General features: G+C 49.4%; 27 protein-coding genes and 1 riboswitch. Of the genes, 20 read left to right on the top strand and 7 right to left on the bottom strand.

Translation table 11 applies throughout. From position 1 onward, the window contains the following. Positions 1-17: 17 nt before the first annotated feature. The 11 genes from paaA (at position 18) to paaX (ending at position 9117) form a co-directional block, all read left to right on the top strand. Complete coding sequence (gene paaA / locus P403_RS0110190; RefSeq protein WP_051667363.1) at positions 18-989, top strand: 1,2-phenylacetyl-CoA epoxidase subunit PaaA; 972 nt, start codon at positions 18-20, stop codon at positions 987-989. Between the two features lie 14 nt (positions 990-1003). After that, complete coding sequence (gene paaB / locus P403_RS0110195) at positions 1004-1348, top strand: 1,2-phenylacetyl-CoA epoxidase subunit PaaB (RefSeq protein ID WP_029332538.1); 345 nt, start codon at positions 1004-1006, stop codon at positions 1346-1348. Further along, positions 1345-2130, top strand: a complete 786-nt coding sequence (gene paaC / locus P403_RS0110200; protein WP_029332539.1) for a 1,2-phenylacetyl-CoA epoxidase subunit PaaC — start codon at positions 1345-1347, stop codon at positions 2128-2130. The genes paaB and paaC overlap by 4 nt, the downstream gene beginning before the upstream one ends. A 13-nt stretch (positions 2131-2143) precedes the next feature. After that, positions 2144-2641: a 1,2-phenylacetyl-CoA epoxidase subunit PaaD gene (paaD, locus tag P403_RS0110205; RefSeq protein ID WP_029332540.1), complete on the top strand. Its 498-nt coding sequence runs from the start codon at positions 2144-2146 to the stop codon at positions 2639-2641. Positions 2642-2656: 15 nt separating this feature from the next. Further along, positions 2657-2980 carry an EthD family reductase gene (locus P403_RS0110210; RefSeq protein ID WP_029332541.1) on the top strand — a complete coding sequence of 108 codons (324 nt, stop codon included), beginning with the start codon at positions 2657-2659 and terminating at the stop codon, positions 2978-2980. After that, positions 2958-3734, top strand: a complete 777-nt coding sequence (locus tag P403_RS0110215; protein ID WP_029332542.1) for an enoyl-CoA hydratase/isomerase family protein — start codon at positions 2958-2960, stop codon at positions 3732-3734. Before P403_RS0110210 ends, P403_RS0110215 begins: the two co-directional genes overlap by 23 nt. A gap of 16 nt (positions 3735-3750) precedes the next feature. Further along, positions 3751-5259: an aldehyde dehydrogenase family protein gene (locus tag P403_RS0110220; protein ID WP_029332543.1), complete on the top strand. Its 1509-nt coding sequence runs from the start codon at positions 3751-3753 to the stop codon at positions 5257-5259. Between the two features lie 52 nt (positions 5260-5311). Beyond that, entirely contained in the window at positions 5312-6181 is an 870-nt protein-coding gene (locus P403_RS0110225; RefSeq protein ID WP_029332544.1) for a 3-hydroxyacyl-CoA dehydrogenase, read from the top strand. After that, positions 6178-7386: an acetyl-CoA C-acyltransferase gene (locus tag P403_RS0110230; protein WP_029332545.1), complete on the top strand. Its 1209-nt coding sequence runs from the start codon at positions 6178-6180 to the stop codon at positions 7384-7386. The genes P403_RS0110225 and P403_RS0110230 overlap by 4 nt, the downstream gene beginning before the upstream one ends. Further along, a complete protein-coding gene (locus tag P403_RS0110235; RefSeq protein ID WP_029332546.1) occupies positions 7383-8153 on the top strand; it encodes an enoyl-CoA hydratase-related protein in 771 nt (256 codons plus the stop codon). Before P403_RS0110230 ends, P403_RS0110235 begins: the two co-directional genes overlap by 4 nt. A gap of 76 nt (positions 8154-8229) precedes the next feature. Continuing rightward, positions 8230-9117: a phenylacetic acid degradation operon negative regulatory protein PaaX gene (gene paaX, locus P403_RS0110240; protein WP_029332547.1), complete on the top strand. Its 888-nt coding sequence runs from the start codon at positions 8230-8232 to the stop codon at positions 9115-9117. Positions 9118-9220: 103 nt separating this feature from the next. Here the strand turns inward: paaX and P403_RS0110245 are convergent, their stop codons facing one another. Then, positions 9221-9736 (bottom strand): gamma carbonic anhydrase family protein, encoded by a 516-nt coding sequence (locus P403_RS0110245; protein WP_029332548.1) that lies wholly within the window; start codon positions 9734-9736, stop codon positions 9221-9223. Positions 9737-9819: 83 nt separating this feature from the next. Here P403_RS0110245 and P403_RS0110250 point away from each other — a divergent pair, with 83 nt between their 5' ends. The 4 genes from P403_RS0110250 to P403_RS0110265 all read left to right on the top strand — a co-directional run bounded on the left by P403_RS0110250 (position 9820) and on the right by P403_RS0110265 (position 12810). After that, on the top strand, positions 9820-10758 hold the full coding sequence (locus P403_RS0110250) for an NAD(P)H-dependent flavin oxidoreductase (RefSeq protein ID WP_029332549.1): 939 nt from the start codon (positions 9820-9822) through the stop codon (positions 10756-10758). A gap of 442 nt (positions 10759-11200) precedes the next feature. Then, complete coding sequence (locus tag P403_RS0110255) at positions 11201-11629, top strand: DMT family transporter (RefSeq protein ID WP_029332550.1); 429 nt, start codon at positions 11201-11203, stop codon at positions 11627-11629. 11 nt (positions 11630-11640) lie between these two features. Continuing rightward, a complete protein-coding gene (locus P403_RS0110260) occupies positions 11641-12318 on the top strand; it encodes a Crp/Fnr family transcriptional regulator (RefSeq protein ID WP_029332551.1) in 678 nt (225 codons plus the stop codon). Between the two features lie 12 nt (positions 12319-12330). Then, on the top strand, positions 12331-12810 hold the full coding sequence (locus tag P403_RS0110265) for a DMT family transporter (RefSeq protein WP_029332552.1): 480 nt from the start codon (positions 12331-12333) through the stop codon (positions 12808-12810). 467 nt (positions 12811-13277) lie between these two features. Here the strand turns inward: P403_RS0110265 and msrA are convergent, their stop codons facing one another. Together msrA and P403_RS0110275 are read right to left on the bottom strand one after the other, a co-directional pair. Further along, positions 13278-13808 carry a peptide-methionine (S)-S-oxide reductase MsrA gene (gene msrA / locus P403_RS0110270; protein ID WP_029332553.1) on the bottom strand — a complete coding sequence of 177 codons (531 nt, stop codon included), beginning with the start codon at positions 13806-13808 and terminating at the stop codon, positions 13278-13280. Positions 13809-13915: 107 nt separating this feature from the next. Next, positions 13916-14022, bottom strand: a riboswitch (SAM riboswitch). 70 nt (positions 14023-14092) lie between these two features. Beyond that, positions 14093-15265 carry a M20 metallopeptidase family protein gene (locus P403_RS0110275; RefSeq protein WP_029332554.1) on the bottom strand — a complete coding sequence of 391 codons (1173 nt, stop codon included), beginning with the start codon at positions 15263-15265 and terminating at the stop codon, positions 14093-14095. Between the two features lie 88 nt (positions 15266-15353). Here P403_RS0110275 and P403_RS0110280 point away from each other — a divergent pair, with 88 nt between their 5' ends. Beyond that, positions 15354-15647 carry a putative quinol monooxygenase gene (locus P403_RS0110280; protein WP_029332555.1) on the top strand — a complete coding sequence of 98 codons (294 nt, stop codon included), beginning with the start codon at positions 15354-15356 and terminating at the stop codon, positions 15645-15647. Between the two features lie 58 nt (positions 15648-15705). Here P403_RS0110280 and P403_RS0110285 read toward each other — a convergent pair whose 3' ends face one another. Together P403_RS0110285 and P403_RS0110290 are read right to left on the bottom strand one after the other, a co-directional pair. Next, the gene (locus tag P403_RS0110285; protein WP_235195197.1) at positions 15706-18477 is read right to left on the bottom strand and encodes an SH3 domain-containing C40 family peptidase; all 2772 of its coding nucleotides are present in this window, start codon (positions 18475-18477) and stop codon (positions 15706-15708) included. Positions 18478-18688: 211 nt separating this feature from the next. Then, entirely contained in the window at positions 18689-19240 is a 552-nt protein-coding gene (locus P403_RS0110290; RefSeq protein WP_029332557.1) for a GNAT family N-acetyltransferase, read from the bottom strand. Between the two features lie 271 nt (positions 19241-19511). Between P403_RS0110290 and P403_RS0110295 the strand changes: the two genes are divergently transcribed. The 3 genes from P403_RS0110295 to P403_RS0110305 all read left to right on the top strand — a co-directional run bounded on the left by P403_RS0110295 (position 19512) and on the right by P403_RS0110305 (position 20988). Beyond that, positions 19512-19838 carry a DMT family transporter gene (locus P403_RS0110295; protein WP_029332558.1) on the top strand — a complete coding sequence of 109 codons (327 nt, stop codon included), beginning with the start codon at positions 19512-19514 and terminating at the stop codon, positions 19836-19838. After that, positions 19835-20152, top strand: a complete 318-nt coding sequence (locus tag P403_RS0110300; RefSeq protein ID WP_029332559.1) for a DMT family transporter — start codon at positions 19835-19837, stop codon at positions 20150-20152. The genes P403_RS0110295 and P403_RS0110300 overlap by 4 nt, the downstream gene beginning before the upstream one ends. A gap of 122 nt (positions 20153-20274) precedes the next feature. Continuing rightward, positions 20275-20988, top strand: coding sequence for a general stress protein (locus tag P403_RS0110305; RefSeq protein WP_029332560.1), 714 nt, complete (start codon positions 20275-20277; stop codon positions 20986-20988). Positions 20989-21046: 58 nt separating this feature from the next. Here P403_RS0110305 and P403_RS0110310 read toward each other — a convergent pair whose 3' ends face one another. Next, entirely contained in the window at positions 21047-21871 is an 825-nt protein-coding gene (locus P403_RS0110310) for an aldo/keto reductase (RefSeq protein WP_029332561.1), read from the bottom strand. A 145-nt stretch (positions 21872-22016) separates the two neighbouring features. On the opposite strand from P403_RS0110310, the gene P403_RS0110315 reads away from it, so the two are divergent. Beyond that, complete coding sequence (locus P403_RS0110315; protein WP_029332562.1) at positions 22017-23042, top strand: iron-containing alcohol dehydrogenase family protein; 1026 nt, start codon at positions 22017-22019, stop codon at positions 23040-23042. A gap of 40 nt (positions 23043-23082) precedes the next feature. On the opposite strand, the gene P403_RS0110320 is transcribed toward P403_RS0110315, so the two are convergent. Then, positions 23083-24045 carry an EAL domain-containing protein gene (locus P403_RS0110320; protein WP_029332563.1) on the bottom strand — a complete coding sequence of 321 codons (963 nt, stop codon included), beginning with the start codon at positions 24043-24045 and terminating at the stop codon, positions 23083-23085. Positions 24046-24065 lie beyond the last annotated feature (20 nt).

The following is a 24065-nucleotide window of genomic DNA, read 5'->3' on the forward strand; positions in this document are numbered from 1 at the left end:
AAGAGGAGGAACTCAACATGTACGATGCAACACACTTGTTCGAACCGGAAGTCATGACGGAAGAGGAAAAGCTCGCCCGGTTCACGGAACGAATCGAGAACGGTGAAAAGATTGAAGCGGATGACTGGATGCCTGCGTTTTACCGCGATACGTTAATCAAATTGATTTCGATGCACGGAATCAGCGAAATCATGGGCGCCTTACCAGAGAAGGAATGGGTCCCGAAAGCCCCGTCCCTCCGGCGAAAACTTGGGATCATGGCGAAAGTCCAGGATGAAATGGGGCACGGACAACTGTTGCTCCGCGTCGTCGAGGATTTGATGAAACCGTACGGGAAAACGCGCGGTGATTTGATGGATGACCTGTTTACGGGACGTCTGAAGTTTCACAACGTCTTCCACATGCCGACCCGTACGTGGGCAGATGCCGGAACGATCGGTTGGCTCGTTGATGGGGCGGCAATCATCACCCAGACGAACATGTTAGGGGCGTCATACGGTCCGTATGCCCGTGCCTTACAACGAATTTGTGCGGAAGAAGTGTTCCATGCCCAGCATGGTGAATCGATCATCATGGCACTTGCTGAAGGAACACCCGAACAAAAAGCAATGATTCAGGAATCGCTGGATGAATGGTGGGAGTCGCTCTTGATGTTCTTCGGACCCGCGACAAAAGAAACGACCGGGACATCAAAACAAGACATCACGATTGCCTATAAGATTCGGACGAAGACAAACGAAGAACTCCGCCAAAATTTCTTTACGAAGTATGTCCCGCGGATTCAATCGCTTGGACTGGTCATTCCGGATCCGACCCTCCGTTTTGACGAAGAGTCGGGGCAATGGATTTATGCCCAGCCCGATTGGTCGGAGTTCAAGAAAATCATTCAAGGCGGGGGACCGCGTTCGAAGGAGCGTCTCGCCTTACGCCGGACGTCTTATCAAAATAACGCGTGGGTCCGTGAAGCGTTGGCCGAGACGATGGCATGAAGGGGGGAAACGACATGACGGAAACATTTTATCAGGAGTTCGAAGTGTTTAGTAAACGGACGCCGAACGCCGCGTTCACGCATCAATTCAGCTTGCTTGCACCAAACAAAGAGATGGCCTTACTGATGGCGCAAGAAAACTTCATGCGTCGTGAACCGGTCGTCGACATTTGGGTCGTCAAACGGACGGACGTCCGCGGCTTGACTCCGGACGAAAAGCAGATGTTGACGCGACTCGATAACAAGGATTACCGGACGACGAAAGGGTACGGCTACTTGAAGAAGAAGTGGCGCCATTATGAACAGCAGATGCTCGACGAAAAAGAAATCATGTCTTGGCAAGGAGGCGACTCGAAATGACGGAGCAAGAACGGACGGCGCTCGCAGCGTTACTGTATCAGTTAGCGGATGACGATTTTCTTTATGCGTTCCGCGGCTCGGAATGGCTTGGTCTGGCACCGCATATCGAAGAAGATGTCGCGTCCTCATCCATTGCCCAGGATTCGATGGGACACGCGGCGATGTATTATCAGTTGCTCGAAGAGTTAGGGGAAGGGAAGGCGGATGCCTTAGCACACGTCCGGCTGGCGCATGAACGGAAAAATTCGGTTCTCGTCGAACGGGTCAACGGTCCCGGATACTACATGGAGACACCGGAGTATGACTGGGCGTATGCCGTCGTCCGGAACTACTGTTACACGCTGGCGAAAAAAATCCGCATTGATGCCTTAAAAAACAGCAGCTATGCCCCACTCGCGGCAGCCGCCGTCAAAATCAATATGGAGTTGTACTATCACCTGCTCCACTGGCAAACGTGGTTCACGCAACTGTATCAAGCGACTCCGACGGCACGCCAAAAGATGGATGCGGCACTTGAACAAGTGTTGGCGGACTTCGGTGACATGTTTGATTACGGGGAGCACGGTGACGTGATCGAAGAGATGCGCTTGATTGAAGGACAAGGGATCTTGCTCGACCGCTGGTATCAGACATTGACGCCGACACTTGTCGAGTTGGATGTCACGTTACCCGAGATGCGGATGTCAGCCAATGGCCGCAATGGTGAGCATTCGGCTGACTTAAACGATGCCTTGTCGACGCTTGGAGAAGTTTATTTGATTGACCAGTCCGCCGTATGGTGAGGAGGGATGCGTCATGACGACGCTTGCGTTACAACAAGAAATTCAGGCCGCGCTCGATACCGTCAAAGATCCGGAAATCGATGCCGTCAGCATTCTTGATCTCGGGATGTTCGACAAGATGGAATTGACGGAATCTGCAGGCGGCTACGCGATTCGGGTGACGTTACTTCCGACATTCCTCGGGTGTCCGGCACTCGACATCATCAAAAAAAATACGATTGCGGCACTCGAACAAATTACGGCGTTACAAACAATCGATGTCGTCTTCATCTTTGATCCGCCGTGGACGTCGGACCGGATCACCGAGCGAGGCATCGAAGGACTGAAATCATTCGGGATTGCCCCACCACGTGTCGTCGACGGATCGTGGGAAATTGATTGTCCGTACTGTGGTTCGACGTTCGTATCGATCGAAAACCTCTTTGGTCCGACCGCATGTCGCAGCATTCTGTACTGTAAAACGTGTAAAAATCCATTCGAGGCGATGAAACCCGTCTCTACTCTCATGTGAAGGAAGGTAATTGATATGGTAAAACTAATCGCGCTTTATAAACACCCGGAGAACAAGGAACAGTTTGACGAGCACTACTTCAATGTTCATGGTCCGATCACGGCTAAAATTCCCGGGCTACAAGAGATGACCGTGACGAAAATCGTCGGTTCACCGATGGGTGGCGAAGGAAAATATTATTTGATGTGTGAAATGGTCTATGAAAGTCACGAGACGATGCAAGCCGGCATGCGGTCACTTGAAGGGAAAGCATCGGGGAAGGACTTGATGAGCTTCGCAGGGGACCTCGTCACATTGATGATTGGTGAAGAAGTCCATGCCGATGCCACAGTACGTTAAGACGGCAATTGATGGAGCGGTCGGACGCATCATTCTCAATCGACCGGAGCGTTATAACGCCCTCAACCGGGCGATGATTCATGAAATCGTCGAAGCGATGGAGCAGTTCGACCGCGATGAGATGATTGGTGCCATCATGTTGAGTGGCGCCGGAAAATCCTTTTCTGCCGGGGCAGACATCGACGAGATGGTAGAGGCAACACCGATTACGATGGAACTTCTGGACCCTTTCGCCGATTGGGACCGCATCAGCCGGGTGAAGAAGCCGCTGCTCGCTGCCGTTCACGGCTATGTCCTTGGTGGTGGGTTTGAATTGGCACTTGCCTGCGATTTAATTTATGCAACAGATGCGACACGGTTCGGGTTCCCGGAGGTCAATCTTGGAGTCATGCCGGGAGCAGGCGGAACACAGCGACTGACGAAGCGGATCGGTCGGACACGTGCCCTCGAATGGTTATGGACGGGGGAGCAGATGACAGCCGATCAAGCGGAGCGTTTTGGGCTCGTCAACCGACTCGTCGAAGCCGACCAACTCGAAGCGACGGTCCTGACCGTCGCCCACCGGATTGCGGCGCAACCGAAGATGTCGGTCCGTCTGATTAAGGATGCCGTCGATAAAGCCGGCGATTTGTCGATCCAGGACGGAATGGAACACGAACGGCGAAATTTCTACTTGTTATTTGCGACAGACGATCAGACGGAAGGCATGCAGGCCTTTCTTGAAAAACGTCAACCTACATTCAAAGGAAACTAAAAAGGGAGTGGATGTCATGTCAACGGTACACGAAAAAACAATCGAAATGAAACGGTCGGTCTATCACCTCGTCATCAATGGGGAGCAAGTCGAAGGCGAGACAGGCGAGACGTTTAAGACCTATAACCCGGCGACAGGGGAAGTCCTGGCAGAAGTGGCGAAAGCGTCAAAAGAAGATGCTGACCGTGCCGTCAAGGCAGCACGTGATGCCTTTGACCATGGCAAGTGGAAGATGTGGCCAGTTGGTCGCCGTGCGCAAATCTTGAACAAAATCGCAAGCATCATGCGGTCGCGCTTCAATGAAATCGTCGAACTCGAGATTCTCGATACCGGAAAATCGTTAGCGGCTGCGCAAGGACAAGTCACGCAAGCAATCGAAGACTTCGAATTTTATGCCGGGGCGATCGTCGGTCACCGCGGTGTCGTCAATAACGTGCCGGGACAATTCCATAACTACACAGAAAAAGAAGCAGTCGGTGTTTGTGCCCAAATCATTCCATGGAACTATCCGTTGATGATGGCGGCCTGGAAAGTCGCACCAGCGATCGCGGTCGGTTGTTCCGTCGTCGTCAAACCGGCAACGCTGACGCCGCTGACTGCCATCATTCTCGGAGAAATTTGTCTGGAAGCCGGTGTTCCGGCCGGCGTCGTCAACGTCATTCCGGGATCAGGACGCGAAATCGGGAACCATCTCGTCGAGCATCCGCACGTCGATAAAGTAGCCTTCACCGGTTCGACGCCGGTCGGAAAAGACATCATGGGTCGGGCATCGGAGACACTGAAACGTGTCACGCTCGAGCTCGGTGGTAAGTCACCGAACATCGTCTTTGAAGATGCGGATATCACAGCTGCTGTCGACGGCTCGTTGTTCGGCATCTTCTATAACAGTGGCCAGTCATGTGAGGCACGGTCACGTCTGTACGTTCACGAGGATATTTACGACGCGTTCATGGAGCAATTCGTCGCAAAAACAAAACAACTCGTTCTCGGCAATCCATTTGATAAAGGGACACATGTAGGAGCAATCATCGATCAACAGCAACTCGATGTCATCGACGGGTACGTCCAGTCGGCAAAAGCAGACGGGGCAACGATCCTTGCGGGCGGTCAAATCGAACAGGTCGAAGGATTTGAAAAAGGATTCTGGTATGCACCGACGATCATTACGGATGTCACACATGACATGAAAGCCGTTCAGGAAGAAATCTTCGGACCGGTCGTCGTCGTCATGCCATTCAAAGATGAAAAAGAAGCGGTCCGTCTCGCGAACGATACGGAGTTTGGTCTCGGTTCAGCGGTCTGGACGAAGGACGGGGCACGGGCGACACGGGTCGCGAACCAAATCAAAGCCGGCATCGTCATGGTTAACTGTCCGTTCTCCGCGTTCCCGGGTACGCCGTTCGGTGGCTACAAACAATCCGGTTTCGGTCGTGAACTCTGTATCGAAACGCTTGATTTATATACGGAAACGAAAAGTATCTTATCGTATTACGGAAGCCGTCCGCTTAATCCGTTCGGACTGTAAACACCAACGTGCGGACGCGAGTCCGCACATTTTTTTATAAGGAGGAATTCAGATGATTAATCAGATTGTCGTTGTTGGATCAGGTGTCATGGGGCGCGGAATCGCTTACGTCGCAGCCGCAAAAGGGTTCGACGTCACACTCGTCGATATCGAAACGGCCTTGCTCACTTCTGCCAAACAGGAGTTGGAGCGGATTGCCGAAAAAGGAATCGTCCGCGGGAAGATGTCGGCGGATGAAGTCGAACAACTGTTTTTACACCTTCGTTTTTCAACAGACTTAACAGCGGCCGCAGCAGACGCCGATCTCGTGATTGAAGCTGTTCCGGAACGGCTCGAGATTAAACAGTCCGTCTTCCGGACGATTGAAGCCGCAGCCCGACCGTCATGTTTCTTTGCGACGAACACGTCAACGATGAGTCCGACGGAAATCGCCTCGTTCACGATGCGACCGGACCGTGTCATGGCGATGCATTTCTTTAATCCGGTTCATCTGATGCCGCTCGTCGAACTCGTCCGTGGACTTGAGACGTCGGATGAGACAGTGACGGCACTGACGGACGTCGCCGAACGGATGGGGAAAGAAACGGTCGTCATTCAGGAGTTCCCGGGGTTCGTCACGTCACGGATCAGTGCCCTCGTTGGTAACGAAGCCTTCTACATGTTGCAAGAAGGACTTGGAACGCCGGAAGAAATCGATAAGGCGATCAAGCTTGGGTTGAATTATCCGATGGGACCGTTCGAACTGGGAGACTTAGTCGGGCTCGATACGCGCCTGCATAATTTACGTTACTTACATGAGAAGCTCGGAGAAAAATACCGTCCGGCTCCATTGCTCGAACAATACGTCAAAGCGGGACGGCTCGGTCGTAAGACGGGACGCGGAGTATATGACTATGCGAAAAGCGGGGTGAAGGCACCATGAGGCGTGTCGCAATCATCGACGCCGTCCGGACACCGATCGGACGGTACAATGGGGCGTTAAAAGACGTCCGGCCGGATGACTTAGGAGCGGTCGTGATTGAAGCCTTACTCGCCCGCAACACGCGTGTTGCCCCTGAAACGATTGAAGAGGTCATCTTCGGCAACGCAAACCAAGCGGGCGAAGACAATCGAAATGTTGCCCGGATGTCGGGTTTACTTGCCGGTTTACCGGTCAGTGTCGCCGGAACGACGATGAATCGGTTATGTGGTTCCGGATTGGATGCTGTCATCGCAGCCGCGCGGGCAATTGCCTTAGGCGAAGGAGATGTCTATATCGCCGGCGGGACAGAAAGTATGACCCGTGCGCCATTTGTGATGGGGAAACCAGATACGGCGTTCCCACGTGGCAATCAAACATTATACGATACGACAATCGGCTGGCGGTTCGTCAATGAACGGCTGGCCGAACAATACGGAACCGACTCGATGCCGGAAACGGCGGAGAATGTCGCGTCGCGTTATGGAATCAGCCGGGATGCCCAGGACGACTTCGCGTATACAAGCCAGTTGCGGGCAAAACAGGCGATTGACAGTCGGCGTTTTGAGGACGAGATGGTCCCTGTTCGTTACGCAAACAAACGCGGAGCGATGCTTGAGGTCAGTCAAGATGAACATCCGCGACCAGAGACGACGCGTGAGAAGCTTGGCACATTGCGTCCGTTGTTTCCAAACGGAACGGTCACGGCGGGGAATGCGTCAGGCGTCAATGATGGTGCATCCGCCTTGTTATTGATGAGTGAAGAACACGCACGCGAACTCGGACTGACGCCGCTCGGGTTTTACCGGGCGAGTGCGACGGCAGGTGTCGAACCTGCCATCATGGGCATTGGTCCGATTGACGCAACGAAAAAAGCGTTACGGCGCGCAGGACTGACGATTGAAGAACTCGACCTGATTGAACTGAATGAAGCGTTTGCCGCACAAAGTTTAGCCTGTATCTATGAACTTGGTCTTGATGCGGAAAAAGTCAATGTCAATGGAGGGGCGATCGCATTCGGTCATCCACTCGGTGCCAGTGGTGCCCGGATTTTGACGACCTTGTTGCATGAAATGAAGCGGACGAACCAGACATACGGACTAGCGACGATGTGTGTCGGGGTCGGACAAGGGATCGCCTTGATAGTCGAACGGGAGGGACTGACATGATTCATGTTGAACGCAGTGGACAACTCGGACTGATTCGGATTGACCGCCCGGAACGGATGAATTGTTTTGATTATCCGACGCTGGTCGAGCTGCAAGAACTTGTGGATGCCGTCAAAGCAGATGAGTCGGTCCGGGTCGTCGTATTTACAGGGACAGGAAAAGCGTTTAGTGCCGGTGCCGACTTAAAGGAGCGGGTGACACTAAATGAAACAGAAGTCCGGCGCAATGTGCTGGCGATTCGTGAAGTCTTTGCGAGCATTGCGGCGTTGCCCCAACCGACGATTGCAGCGGTTAACGGTCATGCGCTAGGTGGAGGATTTGAGTGGATGCTTGCCTGCGATTTCCGGATTATCGTCGACGGCGCGTTGGTCGGTCTGACGGAAACGAGTTTCGGGATCATCCCGGGAGCGGGTGGGACGCAACGTCTGCCGCGTCTGATTGGGGAGACACGAGCGAAAGAATTGATCTTTACGGCGAAAAAAATTGATGCCGCGACGGCAGAACGATATGGTCTTGTCTCGCAAGTCGTTGCGACACGTGACGAGTTATTACCGGCTTGCTTTGAACTGGCAGCAGCGATGCTCCGCAATGGGCCGATTGCCATTCGTCAGGCGAAACAAGCGATTGACGGCGGAATGGATGTGTCGCTCGCTGACGGCTTACGACTTGAAACGGAAGCCTATGAGGCAGTCATTCCGACCGAAGACCGGCTTGAAGCACTCCGCGCCTTTGCTGAGAAACGAACACCACAGTTTCAAGGGAAATGAGGATGGTCGCCACCTGAAATAACACGTATACTAACGGTACACAAAAAAACGTTATATCAAAGAGAGAGTGAATGACATGAGTGCGAATACCCAATCAATGATTTTTACGATTTATGGCGATTATATCCGACACTACGGGAATCAGATTTGGGTGGGGAGTCTGATTCGGTTGTTGAAGGAGTTCGGACATAACGAACAAGCCGTTCGCGTTGCCGTTTCCCGAATGGTCAAACAAGGATGGTTGATTTCAGAAAAACAAGGAACAAAAAGTTTTTATTCACTGACGGACCGTGGGGTCGAACGGATGGAAGAGGCGGCGCGGCGGATTTATAAGTCGACACCACACGTCTGGGATGGCAAATGGCGGACGTTGATGTATACGATTCCCGAGGAAAAACGTCAGATTCGGGATGAACTGCGGAAAGAACTGACGTGGAGTGGTTTTGGTAACTTATCGAACGGGGTCTGGATTTCTCCAAACCCGCTCGAAAAAGAGGCGACCCGTCTGATCGAGGCGTATCAGATTACCGAATACGTCGATTTTTTCGTCGGCGAATACCACGGACCGCAACAAGATCAATCGCTCGTCGAACGTGCTTTTCCGCTCGACGAGTTACAAGCGCGGTACGAAGCCTTCATCGTCGAGTACAGTCGGCGCTACATCGTTCACCAAAGTCAAATCCAACTCGGAGAAATGGATGAGGAACAGTGTTTTGTCGAGCGGACGAAGCTCGTCCATGAGTACCGGAAGTTTTTGTTTACGGATCCCGGCCTGCCGCAAGAATTACTTCCGGATGCCTGGAACGGTCATCATGCGGCTGTATTATTCGAACAATACTACCGTCTACTTGCGGCACCAGCCAGCCGATTTTTTGAGTCAATCTTCAAAGAGACACACGACGTGACACAAAAAAGTTCCGACTACGATGCGTCGGAACATCCGTTGTTTGCGGAGCGGTCGTAAGCGCAAGTCTTCTTGCGCTTTTCCGCAGCGTCGATTGAGAAATGCATCTTTTACAGGTGAACTCTGGTCTTCTGGAAGTTCACTTTTCGCATGTGGAAAACAGTTATTGTCCGAGCTGTTCCCGGAAGGCATAGCCTTTATCGACATACGAGTCAATCGATTCCTGAATCATCTCGAGATCGGCCGGTGTCAGTTGACGGACGACTTTTCCGGGTGACCCGACAATCAAAGAGCGGGGTGGGAACTTCTTGCCCGGGGGAATCAACGTATTGGCACCGATGATAGATTCTTCACCGATTTCGGCGTGATCAAGGACCGTCGCCCCCATGCCGACGATCGATCTGCGGCCGATGCGACAGCCGTGGAGAATGGCATTATGTCCGACCGTCACTTCATCTTCGACGATGACCGGTGCCCCTTCGTATAAATGGATCGTCGCGTTGTCCTGGATGCTGCAACGCTTCCCGATTGTAATCGGTCCTTCATCCCCGCGTAATACGGCATTGAACCAAACCGTTGACTCTTCACCGATCGTTACGTCACCGATTAAGAATGCTCCCGGCGCCACGAAGACGGTCTCCGCAAGTCTAGGTGTCGTATCACGATATGGAATATTCATAAAAACCCCTCTTTTCCGATTAATGAATTTCAATTCAGTCTTACTTAGTATATCATTCTTAAACAGCAGATTGGAGGAAGACGATGTCCCGATTATGTGAGTTACTGCAAATCCGCGTTCCAATCATCCAAGGCGGAATGGGAAATGTCAGTCATGCCGCCTTAACGGCAGCTGTCTCGAATGCCGGTGGTTTAGGAACAATCGGTTGTGGCACACGTTCGCCGGAAGAAATGCGCCGTTTGATTGAGCAGACCCGTCAATTAACAACGCATCCGATTGCCTTGAACATTGCGATTGGTGTCTCGCCGCATACGGAAGCCCTGATTGAATTAGCGATAGCAGAACAGATTCCGGTCGTGTCCTTATCAGCCGGAAATCCAGCACCTTACATGAAACAGTTACGGTCCGCCGGTATTACGACGATGGCGGTCGTCGCGTCGGTCAAACATGCGCTGAAGGCAGAAGCAGCGGGGGTCGACCTGCTTGTCGCAGAAGGGGTGGAAGCGGCGGGGATTAATTCACCGCTTGAGCTGACGACGCTGACACTGGTTCCGCAAATCGTCGATCACGTCAGACTCCCTGTCGTCGCGGCCGGTGGAATTGGAGACGGTCGTGGTCTTGCAGCCGCCTGGATGCTTGGTGCAGTAGGTGTTCAACTCGGTACGCGGCTGATTGCGACGCAAGAAGCAGCCGTTCATCCGAACTACAAGAACCATCTCGTAGGAGCAACGGATCTTGAGACACGAATCATCGGTCGTTCCGTCGGTCGTGTCCGGCGTGTCTTAAGCGGACCGTATGTTGCGACACTCGAAGATGTTTCGTCGCTTGACGATTTTAACGCGAAGACGACAGAATCCTATCATGTGACGGGGGCGGTCGATGGTGACGAGGTCAACGGGTATGTCAATGCCGGTCTCGTGTCCGGTCTGGTTGCAGATATTCCGACCGTTTCCGAATTATTCGAACGGATGCAGCGGGAGGCATTTGAGCAAATTGAACGGGTGTGGGCGGATTATATGTAATGGATCAGTAAGGCGGATTGTTCCTGGGAAGACGGGCAATCCGTCTTTGGACTGTAGACAATGTGCAATCGGAGACTAAGCGTCATGTTTCGTTGCTTTCCTCGGGCGAGGCGCAAGCCATTGCTCCTTTGTCCTCACGGTCAACGAGCAGGGTCTTGCCTGCCTCTGAACGTGCGTTAAAAACGCACGTTTTCCCGTAGGAGTCAACGAAACATGACGCTTTTTAGGTACTACCGCTTTGAAGACGAGGCGAGATGGGGAAGCACGAACGGATTGCATCTCGATATCGCATGTTTACGTTTCTTAATCGTTTGTCTACACGCTGAAGACGGGCAATCCGTCTTTTTTTATACAATTTTTTAAAACGGGACATTTGTCCTTTTCAGACGAGGTGCAAATAGTGTCTACTCATAACAGAAGAAACAAAAGGAGGTGCCTTAAAGTGCAGGGAGTTATATTCGCATTAATGAGTGGACTGTTCATTGCGTTGCAGGGAATTTTTAATGCCCGTTTAGGAGATGCCATTGGCCCATGGTTTTCCGTGACAATCGTTCATTTCGTCGGATTGATGGGGTGTTTAGCGATTTATAGTGTGGTCCGCGACCGGAAAATCGGCGGCTTTCGGCAGCTTCCGCTCATCTACGCCAGTGGCGGATTGCTTGGCGTACTCGTCGTCGTGACCGAACTGACGTCGATTCAGTTACTCGGCATGACGTGGGCGATGTGTTTGTTGCTCGTCGCACAAATTTTATGTGCATTCGTGATTGATTTGAACGGCTGGTTTGGTGTCATCAAAAAAAGGAGTAACCGGGGACAGTGGATCGGGATCAGTTTGATGCTTGCCGGAGTTGCGATTTTTTCACTGTCCTAAAGGGAGGATCTATGCAGACGATTGAGACCTATTTAAAACAGTACGACTTAGTGGATATTTTTACGGAGACCAGTAAAGGCTATTTACGCATCGAAACGTTTTCGGAAGGGGACCTGTTATGTGTGACGGGTGAACCGATTGACCGGATGTATTTCATCGTCGAAGGAAAAATTAAAATCTCTGCAGCATCGGCTGAAGGGAAACAACGGATTTTACGCTTCAAAAAGGCGATGACGGTGATTGGGGACGCGGAATATATCAACGAACGGGAAGTCTTGAATACCATCGAGGTGATTACGGACGTCGTGGCACTCAGCATTCCGTATGCGATCTTACGTGAGCACAATACGACGAACACCTTTTTACAATTTTTACTGCGGGTCATTACGACCAAATGGTACGCGGACTCGAAGTCAGCATCGTTCCACGTCCTCTACTCGGTCGAAGAACGGTTTGCCGGGTATTTGTTATCGATTACCTCGGACGTTTCCGACAGCCTGTTTTATCAAGAGATGCGAACGTCGAATCTCCACGACGTCGCCGATTGGCTCGGGACGAGTTACCGTCATTTAAACCGCATCATCTCAACGCTTTGTGAGGAAGGAATCTTAGCGAGACGACGCGGGAAAATCATTATTTTAGATGTAGAGCGGATTAAAGAAAAAGCGAACGGAAATAGTTACGAATGAGGAGGGGCTAGCTTGGGATTAGGTATGTTTTGTGCGATTACGGCAGGAATGATGATTAGTTTACAGACGGTATTGAATGCCCGGATGAGTCATGCGTTCGGGGCATGGGCGACGACGACCCTCGTCTTTTTTGTCGGGTTTGTTGGTTCACTGCTTGCGCTACTCGTATTTCGGGGTGGTACATTATCGAACATTCAAACGGTCGAACCGCTATATTTATTTGGTGGTCTGGTCGGTGTCGGTGTCGTATTTTGTGTGATGCGTGGGATTCAGCTGCTCGGTCCATCGATTGCGATTTCGGTCGTCTTGATTTCGCAACTGAGTTTTGCATTATGTGTCGACTTGTTCGGTTGGTTCGGTTTACCGAAACTTGAACTTTCGCTCGGACAAGTCGCTGGATTGATTGTGATGTTAGCCGGTATCTTTGTGTTGAAACGATATCAAGTCGTAGAAATCGAAGCTTCGGATGAGTTGTCGGAAAAGGTATCGTAATTCTTACGGTTAGCTCTGGCAACATCAAGTCGATTTTTCAGCGCGAAGACGAATTAGTAGTTGTGAAATGAAAGCTTCTCCCTTTTTCGTTGCTTTCCTCGGGCGAGGCGCAAGCCGTTGCTCCTTGATCCTCACGGACAACGAGCAGGGTCTTGCCAGCCTCTTGGCAGCGCGTGTTCACGCGCTTTTTCCCGCAGGAGTCAACGAAAAACGAAGCTTTCAGGGTATACCGCAGAGAAAAATCATAGAGTAGCTTTAGAGCGCAATCCGTCTCGAATCGCTTTTAAAGCGAAAAGCAATCGGTCGCGACCCTGCAGCTTTGCTGTAGCGGCGCGGAAGATTGCCGCTTTGAAGACGAGGCGAGACAGGGAAGCGTGAACTGATTGTCTTTCGTTATAGCATATGTACTCTTCATAAGCGTTTATTTGCAACCAAAAAAGCCCACGCGAAGAGCGGGCTTTTTTAGTTTAGACAGAAACTTCTTCTTTCCAAGCCACATCGATGAATTCATCGCGACCTGATGCTTGCCGGTCTTTTTTGTAGTGCTCTGGATTCTTTTTGTGGAAGCCTTGATGATAGTCTTCTGCTGGGTAAAACGCTTGTGCCGCTTCAATTCGTGTGACAATCGGTTGCTTAAAGCGATTGCTCGCAGCAAGCGCGTCACGTGAAGCAATCGCAGCAAGGCGCTGTTCTTCCGTATGATAAAAGATGGCAGGTGCATATTGGGTCCCGCGGTCTTGGAACTGTCCGCCGGCATCTGTCGGATCCGTTTGCGGCCAGTAAAGTTCGAGTAACCGTTCGTATGGGAAGAGTGCCGGGTCAAATGTAACTTCAACGACTTCGACATGACCTGTCGTCCCCGTTTTCACTTGTTCGTATGTCGGGTTTTCCACATGTCCTCCTGTATAACCGGAAACAATTCCGTGAATCCCCGGTAATTCCTCAAAGGGTGTCACCATGCACCAAAAACAGCCTCCTGCGAATGTTGCTTTTTCCATCTATATCTCGTCCTTTCCGCTGGCGTTAGTCGCCCTGTAGTGATTCGTGCTCTGACAGCGAGAAAACGAAAACGACTCCTTTGCTTGGTTGCAAAAGGAGTCGTCGCTTTTTATCAACCAAAGCTTGCGCTTTGCTGGTCGTAGCACCTTGCCACTGAAGGCAGGTTGCTGGGACGTCATCGATCCAGATCTCTCAGTCCACTCTTGATAAGTGTTATATGAAGTTGATTAAATTCGTTATCATTGATGTGATAATAGCATCTCTAAAACGACAAAGTCAATCCTTAAGATTGTAAAGCATGCAGGACGGTTGCGCCTAAGGCTTTTGCACCGATGAGTAACGCCTGTTCATCGATTTCATATTTCGGATGGTGTTGCGGATAAATCGTACTCCCGTCCGTTTTGGCGGACCCCGTAAAGAAGTAGCTTCCTGGGATACGCTCTAAATAATAGGCGAAATCATCGGCTGCCATCATCGGCTTGAGTTCTTTGACAGATGCCTCACCTAAGAAAGCTGTCGCTTCCTTAACGAGATTTGTTTCTACCGGATGGTTCCACAGGGACGGATAACCGGTCGTAAAGTCGATGGAGTAGCTGGCACCGATTCCGGCACATGTCGTCCGGGCAACTAAATCGACCTCTTGCCGTAACTGGTGCCGGAGTGTTTCGTCAAATGTTCGAATTTCTCCGACAATCCGTGCTTCACCGGTAACAATATTTGGAGCCGTTCCGGCATGGAATGAACCAATCGCGACGATGGCAGGTGAAAACGGATCAACGCGACGACTGACGAGGTGTTGGAGATTACAGACGAGTTGCGCCCCGGCGACAAGCGCATCTTGTGTCTTATGCGGCGCTTGCGCATGACCACCCTGTCCGTGGACGACGATTTCAAATTCATCGATGGCACAAAGCGTATGTCCTGCGTGATAGCCGATTGTCCCGACAGGCAAGTCGTTTTCGAGATGCGTACCGAAAATTGCATCGACTCCGTCGAGACATCCGTCTTCAATCATTTGAATGGCACCACCTGGGAAAACTTCTTCCCCGTGTTGATGAATGAACACGATTGTTCCATGAAGCTCTTCTTGCAGTGCTGTAAAGGCCGCCGCAAGACCAAGTGCAATCGCCGTATGTCCGTCATGTCCGCACGCATGCATGACGCCCGGATGAATCGAACGGAAGGCGAGATCCGTTTCCTCCTGCAGTGGCAGGGCATCAAAATCAGCCCGAATGGCGATGGTTTTTCCAGGATATTTTCCTTTGAGGGTCGCGACGATCCCGCTTCCACCGACGTTCCTGCGGTAAGGGAGACCAAGCGCATCATAAAACGAGGCGATTGCATTTGGTGTCCGCACTTCTTGAAAAGAGAGTTCCGGGTGACGGTGCAGATCACGACGTTGTTCAATGATTTGTTGTTCGAGTTGATCGAGTTGAGTGAAGAGTTGCTGTTGCATCATAATCATCCTTTTCGGTTTTTGAGGTATGACTTTCTATAAAACGGGTACAGATAGGAGTAACGAATGATGAGGAGGAAAACAAGTCATGGGAGAAATTATTGTCAACGCGGTCATCACAGTCAAAGCAGGTTTAGCCGATCAAGTCTTTCCGATTTTAAGTACAGTCTACAAAGCTTCACAAAACGAGCCGGGGTGCTTGCGTTATAGCTTACATCAATCGATCGAAGATGAACATCAGTTCATGCTTTATGAAGTCTATCAGGACGAAGAAGCGTTAGAAGCGCATATCGCGTCAGACCACTATAAAGCGTATCGTGAGCAAATCGAATTGTACTTAATCGATCGCCAAGTTACGAAATACGCGGAAATGACATTTTAATGTTAGCTAAAAGAAGCGGACCTCCCGGGTTAGGGAAGGTCCGTTTTTTTTTTAATCATTACATTGATTTGAAACCGAGGAAGTGTTCACGCCAGTGCGGCTCGTAAATCGAACTGATTTGCAGTTGTGATCCTCCGGCATGGATGAAGTGTTTACTATCTAACATGATCCCGATATGCGAGGGACCATCCGTATACGTATTTTCGAAGAAGACGATATCCGAACGTTTTCCGGAACTGATACTTGTGCGCTGATTCGTAAAGAACGCTCCGTACCAGTAACCACGGACATTCGTCCGTCCGCCGTATTTTCCAGCTTGGTTCGTCGCATAGTGAATCAATCCGGAACAATCGAATCCACCATTGGCCACGTTTTGTGAACCCCATGTGTACGGGGTACCGATATGAGCAACAGCAGCTTGAATCAACTTTTCACCACGTGAATTATTTTTCTTGTCGACTTTTGTTTCGCTCGTCACTGTAAGGGCCGTCATCGGGATGTAGACGGGTGTCCAGCCGGACTGGATGACATAGAAGTTACCGACACGGTAACGCGGATACACACGCTTGCCTTGTTCGACTAGACCGGCACCTTTTGGACTAGTGGGTGTATCAAAAAACGAAGTCGTTGTTTTGACCGTATAGACTTTTGAACGATTGATGGCTTGTTCGTTATACCGCATATCCGGTTTACTCGTTCCGATGTAAGGATTAAGGACGTAACCCGTTTGACCATTCGGTAGACGGACTTGCCAAAAATCATCATCAATCGATTTTAACCCGATCAACTTCGTTCCTTTGCTTAAGTGACTCGCCGGGCGACTGTAGGCGACGTCAGCAGAAAAGAGCGGTGTCTGGTTGAAATGGACGTAAAAGACGGTCCCGACTTTGGCTTTAGACGTCGGTTTATTTAAACCGAGCCGACTTGAGTCAACGAATCCGAAGCGTGATCCGATTTTGACGCGTGTGTAGTAACCGCTTTTTCCATAGGTCGTGATTAACGCTCCTTTTTTCAGTGTCCCAATGTTTCCGCTAAGACTGGCTTTCGGATGGACGACCAACTTGTCTTCAGTCACGTAACGTGTTCCTGTCGTCGCGTACAAATCTGCTTTCGTTGCTGCGAGCGAACTCGTCAAGACGTATGCATATTCACCGCGGAAGATGATTCGACTATAGGCGCCGCTCGTCCCGTAAATCGTCAAGCGCGTGTTCTTTTGATGATGCTTAAGAACCGTACTTGAACTGCTTGGGGATTGCTGGATCGGTGTTGTTTTTTGGATGTACAGGCGATCTGTTTTGGCATAGACTTTTGATTTCGCGAGCGAGCTCGTCAAGACGTATGCATATTCACCGCGGAAGATGATTCGGCTATAGGCGCCGCTCGTGCCGTAAACCGTCAAAAGTGTATTTTGTTTATGATGCTTCAAGACGGTGCTTGAACTGTTTGGCGATTGCTGGATCGGTGTCGTTTTTTGGATGTAAAGCCGGTCCGTTTTGGCATAGACTTTTGACTTCGCGAGTGAGCTCGTCAAGACGTACGCATACTCGCCACGGAAAATGATTCGGCTATAGGCACCGCTCGTGCCGTAAACCGTCAAAAGTGTATTTTGTTTGTGATGCTTCAGGACCGCGCTCGAGCTGTTTGGCTCTACCTGAATCGGTGTCGTTTTTTGGATGTACAGTCGGTCCGTTTTGGCATAGACTTTTGATTTCGCAAGTGAGCTCGTCAAGACGTACGCATACTCGCCACGGAAAATGATCCGGCTATAGGCACCGCTCGTGCCGTAAACCGTCAAAAGTGTATTTTGTTTGTGATGCTTCAAGACCGTGCTCGAACTGTTTGGCTCTACCTGAATCGGTGTCGTATCTTGGACGTAAAGCCGATCGGTCTTTGCGTAGACGACGGAATCGCCGAGGTGCGCCGTCAATACGTATCCGTACGTATCATTGATTCGGACGCGGGAATAAAGACCAGACGTCCCGTAAAGATCGACCGATTGATTCGGTGCTAACGTCCCGATGACCGAACTCGTTGCTGCTTTGTCGTAAATGGATGTCGTTTGTTGGGCGTACTTTTTCCCGGTCAGCGGATACGATTCAACTTCCTTTGAACCGAGTTGTTTTGTAAGAACGAAGCCGTAAATGCCATTGAACTGGACACGGGTGAACGTGCCGGATGTCCCGTATGTTTTGACAGTTGCATTTAAAGAATAGCTCCCAAGTTGTTTACTTGTCGTATCGGCATCTGTATAAATCACGGTTTGTTGTTGGGCGAATTGAGTGCCTGTCGCTTCATAAACAGGTGTCTTACTTAAGAATTTACTTGAAACGAAGACGTAAACGTCGCCTTGTTTGACCCGCGTGAAGTCACCCGATGTCCCGTACGTATCGATTAACGTATTTTGAGTGATTGATTTTCCTGTCGGCGTATCAATTGAAGCAGTCGTATAGGAAGGCGCGAGTGCTGTTATGTATTGCGAATCGATTTTTTGATAAACCGGTTGCTTTGCAAGTTGCGTTGTCTTGACGAAGCAATAGACACCGTCGATTGAAATGCGTGTAAAGAGACCATCTGTGCCAAAGGTTTCGACGGCGGTCGTTGCTGGTATCGTCTTGACGAGGGTCGTCTCGTCAGCAGTCTCAAAAACAGGAGTTTCGGAAAGTGTATATTGCGTTCCGGTTGCTTGTTCTGTTTCTATTTGTTCTGTTTCTGCTTGTTCTGTCACTTCCGTTGGTGTCGGATTCGTATCCGCGTGGCCTTGTAGTGGGAGAGACCCGAGTAACATGACAGATGCCGTGATACTCGTAAACCAATATTTATAAGATTTCATTCATTGAGCTCCTATCATTAAAATTTTAATTTAGCATGTCTAAAGATAAGTTTAGCACTTTCTTTTTGGAAAAAGAGCTGGATATCAGAAATAGTAAAAATGAACTAAATTATGGGAACCGTTTCGTAGGACACATTCCGCCGTGAATGAATCAAAAAAGAGACGGGCAAATTTCGTTAGAAATTCGCCCATCTCTTTTGGTGAAATGATATTATTCTGCTTCATGATCAATCTGCCATTCCCAGTCGAGCATGCTGTAAATCAACGAATCCCGCCAGTGGTCTTCTAAATAAACGGTTTCCCGTAACAAACCTTCGCGCGTCATCCGGACTTTTTGCAAGACACGCTCCGAAGCGACATTTCGCGGATCACATGTTGCCGTGATGCGATGTAAGTCCAATTTTTCGAAGCCGAATTCGAGTAAAAATGTTGCAATCGATGTCGCGTAACCATTGCCCCATTCGTCAGGCGATAAAATATATCCAATTTCTGCGATTTTATGTTCTGTGTCGGTGACGATGAGCTCTCCCGCGCCAATAACATGATCGTCCGGGAATGTTACGGCGAAGACATAGCGACGACGTGGATTTTCGAGCTCACTTTCAAGTGCGTCGTGTAAGAATTGTTTCGTATCACTCTCAGAGTTTGGTCCCCACGATTGATACTGACTGGCGATTGGTTGTGAGGCATAGGAATGCACAGCTTCCAAATCTTCTGGTGTGAAGCGTCGAATCCGAAGTTGATCGTTGATTTTGTAGCGCATGATGAGACCCTCCTCTTTAGTTGATTCACTACTATATATTAGCTAAACGGTGTGGATTCTCCTGTTTGACACGTAAAATCAAGCGTGCTAGGGTGGAAACATCGAATGAATAAGTTAGCCTCTAGGGTTCCGTACGGTGACGTAGTCTTGGACCGAGGGAGGCACATGAGTACATCTCATGCAACGGAGGGATAAAAGCCCGGGAGTAGAGCGTTTAGACGCCTGCTTCCGGGCTTTTTGTAGTTTTAAGATGAATGAAGGAGGAGAAATGATGACAAAATATTGGTTAAGTATAGTAGTGGCCTCGTTTTTTGAAGTGTCTTGGGTCGTTGGACTAAAGCATGCTGACAGCGCGCTCGAGTGGATGGGAACAATCATCAGTATCATCATCAGCTTTACTGTTCTTATTAAGGCGAGCAATCATCTACCTGTCGGAACGGTGTATGCCGTATTCGTCGGTCTCGGGACGGTCGGAACGGTCATTTTAGATATCGTCTTATTTGATCAGGAGGCGTCTGTGATGAAGTTAGGATTGATTGGTATTCTTCTGTTGGGTGTCATCGGATTGAAATTAGTGAGTGGGGAGGCTGAAGCATGAGCTGGTTATTTGTTGTCATTGCCGGATTGTTTGAAATGTTAGGTGTCGTTTTCATCAATACGTTTAATCAAAATAAGACGATCAAGAATGGTTTATTGATGTTTGCTGGATTCGGCTTGAGTTTTGTTTTTCTGACACTCGCAATGAACGGATTACCGATGGGAACGGCGTATGCTGTTTGGACGGGAATCGGAGCAGCCGGTGGAACAATACTCAGCATGATTTTCTATCATGAAGCGAAAGACTGGAAACGTGTGCTCTGCATCGGTCTAATCTTGAGTTCGACCGTAGGATTAAAGCTGATTGGAGAATAAACATATCAATTAGATTATTTTTTCTAGGAAGAACCGACTTGTTGGCATATTTTAGAGTAAAACAGGAAATACTCCTTATAAGGATACGTTGTACGACAAAACGAACATAAGGGGAGATTCATATGAAAACGAAACAATACATCGGTACGTACTACTCGGAAGAAGAGTTAATCTCAAAAATGGATGAATTACACATTCAAGGGCACCGGGAAGAAGATTTTTATGTCATCGTCAAGGAAAAATCAGATATCGAACTTGTTCGTAGTCAAATGGATGCGGAAATCGCTGCGACAAAACCCTCATGGATGGATCGAATCCGAGGAAACAAAGGGCGCGATCAAGAAGTCGATCAGCTGTTCGAATCACTTGATTTATCTGCAGAAGATGTAGAAGAACGTAAAGTCGAGGTCGAAGGTGGCGGATTCGTATTATTGCTTGAAGTACAAGACATCCAGTTCGACCCGCATCTCAATACGGACAATACGCATGAAGATGTCAAAGTCCGTTACGGTAGTTATGATGAGACACATACGTCGAATGCTGCAAATTCAAACGCCCAACTCGGTTCAGGGAACACGCTTGACGTCGATCGTGACTCTAAGGAAGAACACGCTGAAGTCGATTTACATCGAGCCGGAACGGATAAGATGCCGCAAGATGAACAAGCCATCAATCGGGCGAAAGTAGAACAAGACCGTAAGCCGGACATTGCGATGCGTCGTGATGATGATTTCAAACGGCTCGACTCTGAGCGTGAGGACGAACGGAAGCGACAATCTACGAACCATACGGATGATGTAGCCGAGCAAGATCACGGAAACAATCTCGATCGTTAATCCGCTCTTGAAGAAGTTACTAAAAGGGAGGCGCCGAAAACGGCGCCTCCCTTTTTGATTATTTTTTATGCATTTCGTCTGGGTTCGAACCAGTCCGTTGATTTTGATTTAACGCATCAATTTGTCGCATTTCATCTGGTGAAAGTTCAAAGTCGAAGACTGCCAAGTTTTCACGAATTCGACTCGGCGTGACCGATTTCGGAATGGCAATGACATCATGTTGAAGATGCCAGCGGAGAATGACTTGAGCTGGCGTTTTCTTTTTAGAGGCTGCAATCTGCGTGATGACAGGTTCAGTCAAGGCGTCGCGTCCCTTCATGAGCGGACTCCATGCTTCAACTAAAATGTCGTGTTCCTTACAAAACGTCCGAATTTCTTCCTGACTTAAGAACGGATGTAATTCAATCTGATTGACAGCAGGTACAATCGTTCCTTCTTCCAAAACCCGCTTTAAGTGGGGGACATGGAAGTTTGAAACCCCGATGGCTTTCGTTTTTCCTTGCTTGTACAGTTCTTCGAGTGCATGCCATGTGTCCATGTAACGATCTTCATTCGGCATCGGCCAATGGATGAGATACAAATCGACATAATCGACTCCGAGTTTAGTGAGGCTTGTTTCGAAGGCTGCGAGCGTTTCTGCATATCCTTGGTCCGCATTCCAAACTTTTGTCGTCAGAAAAATTTCTTCGCGCGGAATTCCAGAGTCACGTAATGCGCGTCCGACACCTGCTTCATTTTCATAAATCATCGCCGTATCAATTGAACGATAGCCGGCACGTAACGCTTCCAGTACTGCTTGATACACTTCTTCTTCGGATACTTTAAAGACGCCGTAACCGAGTTGAGGCATCTGTAGACTGTTGTTGAGTGTGACGTGTTGCATGAGTGGAAGTCCTCCTTCATGTAATCGTTTTATCTTCATAAGTGTACGCTTATTGAGTATGAAAATCGAATGAAATGAAAGGTTGAAACGAAGGTCGGTGATGCGTATACTGAGCAATAACAAATAATGGAATGAGGCGATTGAGATGATTCGTCAAGCAGTTTTGCAATACATACATGAAAAAGAAGCAGTATCTCAGCTCGACACGTTGCTCGGCGAGCGGAATGGTGTGTTACTACACGGAGCAAAAGCCTTACAAGCGGCGAATCCTTATTTGCCAGCATTACCGAAAGTCCTATTTCAAGGACATTGCACGGATGAACAAGTTGCCCAGTTAACGGAGGCGTGTGGGGAGTATGACGTCCTCATCGCACTCGGGGGAGGTTCCTTGATTGATACGGCGAAACAAGTTGCCGTTCGTTTAAATCGACCGTTAATCGTTATCCCGACGATTGTTTCGAATTGTGCGCCGTGGACGCCACTGAGCGTCATGTACGACACGCAAGGTCAATATCTTCGTTTTGATACGCTGCCGGTTGTCATCGAGGCACTTTTACTCGACCATCGGATTCTGTCGGCGAGCCCCTATGATTATTTTGTCGCGGGTCTCGTAGACACACTTGCAAAATGGTATGAGGCCCGTGCGTTAAGTGGGATCACAGTGGAGAATCCGATCATTGAAATGGCTTTACGGGTTGCCGAGCAGTGCGAAGACCTCATCTTAAAAACACCAATCAGCGAGGAGGTTTTTCGGGCGTATCCGTCCAGCATCGAACACTTGGTGGAAACCGTCATTCCGTTAGCGGGGAGTGTCGGCGGGTTTGGTGATGATGCGACGCGTGGGGCAATTGGTCATGGTGTCCATAATGCGATGTCTCCTTTTGCGTCCACTCATTCGATTTTGCATGGAAGTAAGGTTGGATATGGTCTCTTGATTCAGGAAAAGTTATTAGGAGAGAGCGAAGCATACGACGAGCTGCGTACGTACTTGCAAAAAAATGGACAGCCAATCACGAGTCTTGATTTAGGACTGACAACATCAGAGCTTAGTCAGTTGGCCGTACAAATCGGACAAGAGCCATTATGTCAGTTGATTGAGACGGATTTATCACCAACGCGTCTACTGGACGTGCTCACGCAAAATGATGTCGAGAGTATCACAACCTCATGAAAAAACAGCCTCCGATTAAAAACGGGGGCTGTTTTTCTTATTATTGTGCCTTTGCGAATTGTGCGTAAGGTGCAGGGCGACCAAGCAGGTAGCCTTGTCCGAAATCAAAACCAAGTTGCCGGCAAAGCTCGAGTTCTTCTTGCCGCTCGATGCCCTCTGCTAAAATCTTGATTCCCATTTCTTTCGTAAGATGGCGAGCTTTTCGTAAGAAAGCTTCATTTTCTGCGACCGTATCACAGTCCGAGATGAAAGACCGATCGATTTTGATATAGTCTGGTTGAAGTAACGTCAACATATCGAGTGTCGAGAAACCAGCGCCGACATCGTCAAGCGCAACTTGTATCCCTTGTTTTTTATATTGCTCGAAGACATGTTTCAAATGAGTGACGTCTTCAATTTTTTCCGTTTCGACGACTTCAAACACAAGACGACTCGGGTCGACATTATATCGTTCGACGATTTCGAACGTATGACGAAGGCAGTATTCTGGGTTATAAATCGTTGAGGGAAGGAAGTTGATGAACGTTTTTTCGGTTCCGCCAATATGATGTGTCGCCCGGATTGCTTCTTCTCGTGCACGTTGATCGAGTCGTGAGTGAAGACCCATCTTCGAAGCTGTCGAAAAAAGAATACCTGGCGACATCGGGACATTATGATCGGCGGCGCGAAGGAGTGCCTCATTCGCGAACAGCGTGTTGTCCTGGATATTATAGATTGGTTGGAGATGACTCGTCATGTCACCTGTTTGGATGAAGTCGATGGCTTGACGATGACGTAATTGCTCGAGTAAAACAGAAGCGAGAAGCGTTGGGGTAGAAAAGCGCGATCCATCTTTTCGACATGAGACGGGAACATCATTAAGCTGTAATGTTGATTCAAGAAGCTCCTCCAACTGGTTAAACGATGTATACGAATAAACTTGAGGGATGCTCGACTGGATATGTAAGGAGCCGGCCTCGATAAAACGGATCGTTGTCGTACATTCGGCGCAAGGATGCCACATAAAATGATTTCCACCTTTCC

The sequence above is a fragment of the Exiguobacterium oxidotolerans JCM 12280 genome (assembly GCF_000702625.1).
Lineage (GTDB): Bacteria > Bacillota > Bacilli > Exiguobacteriales > Exiguobacteriaceae > Exiguobacterium_A > Exiguobacterium_A oxidotolerans.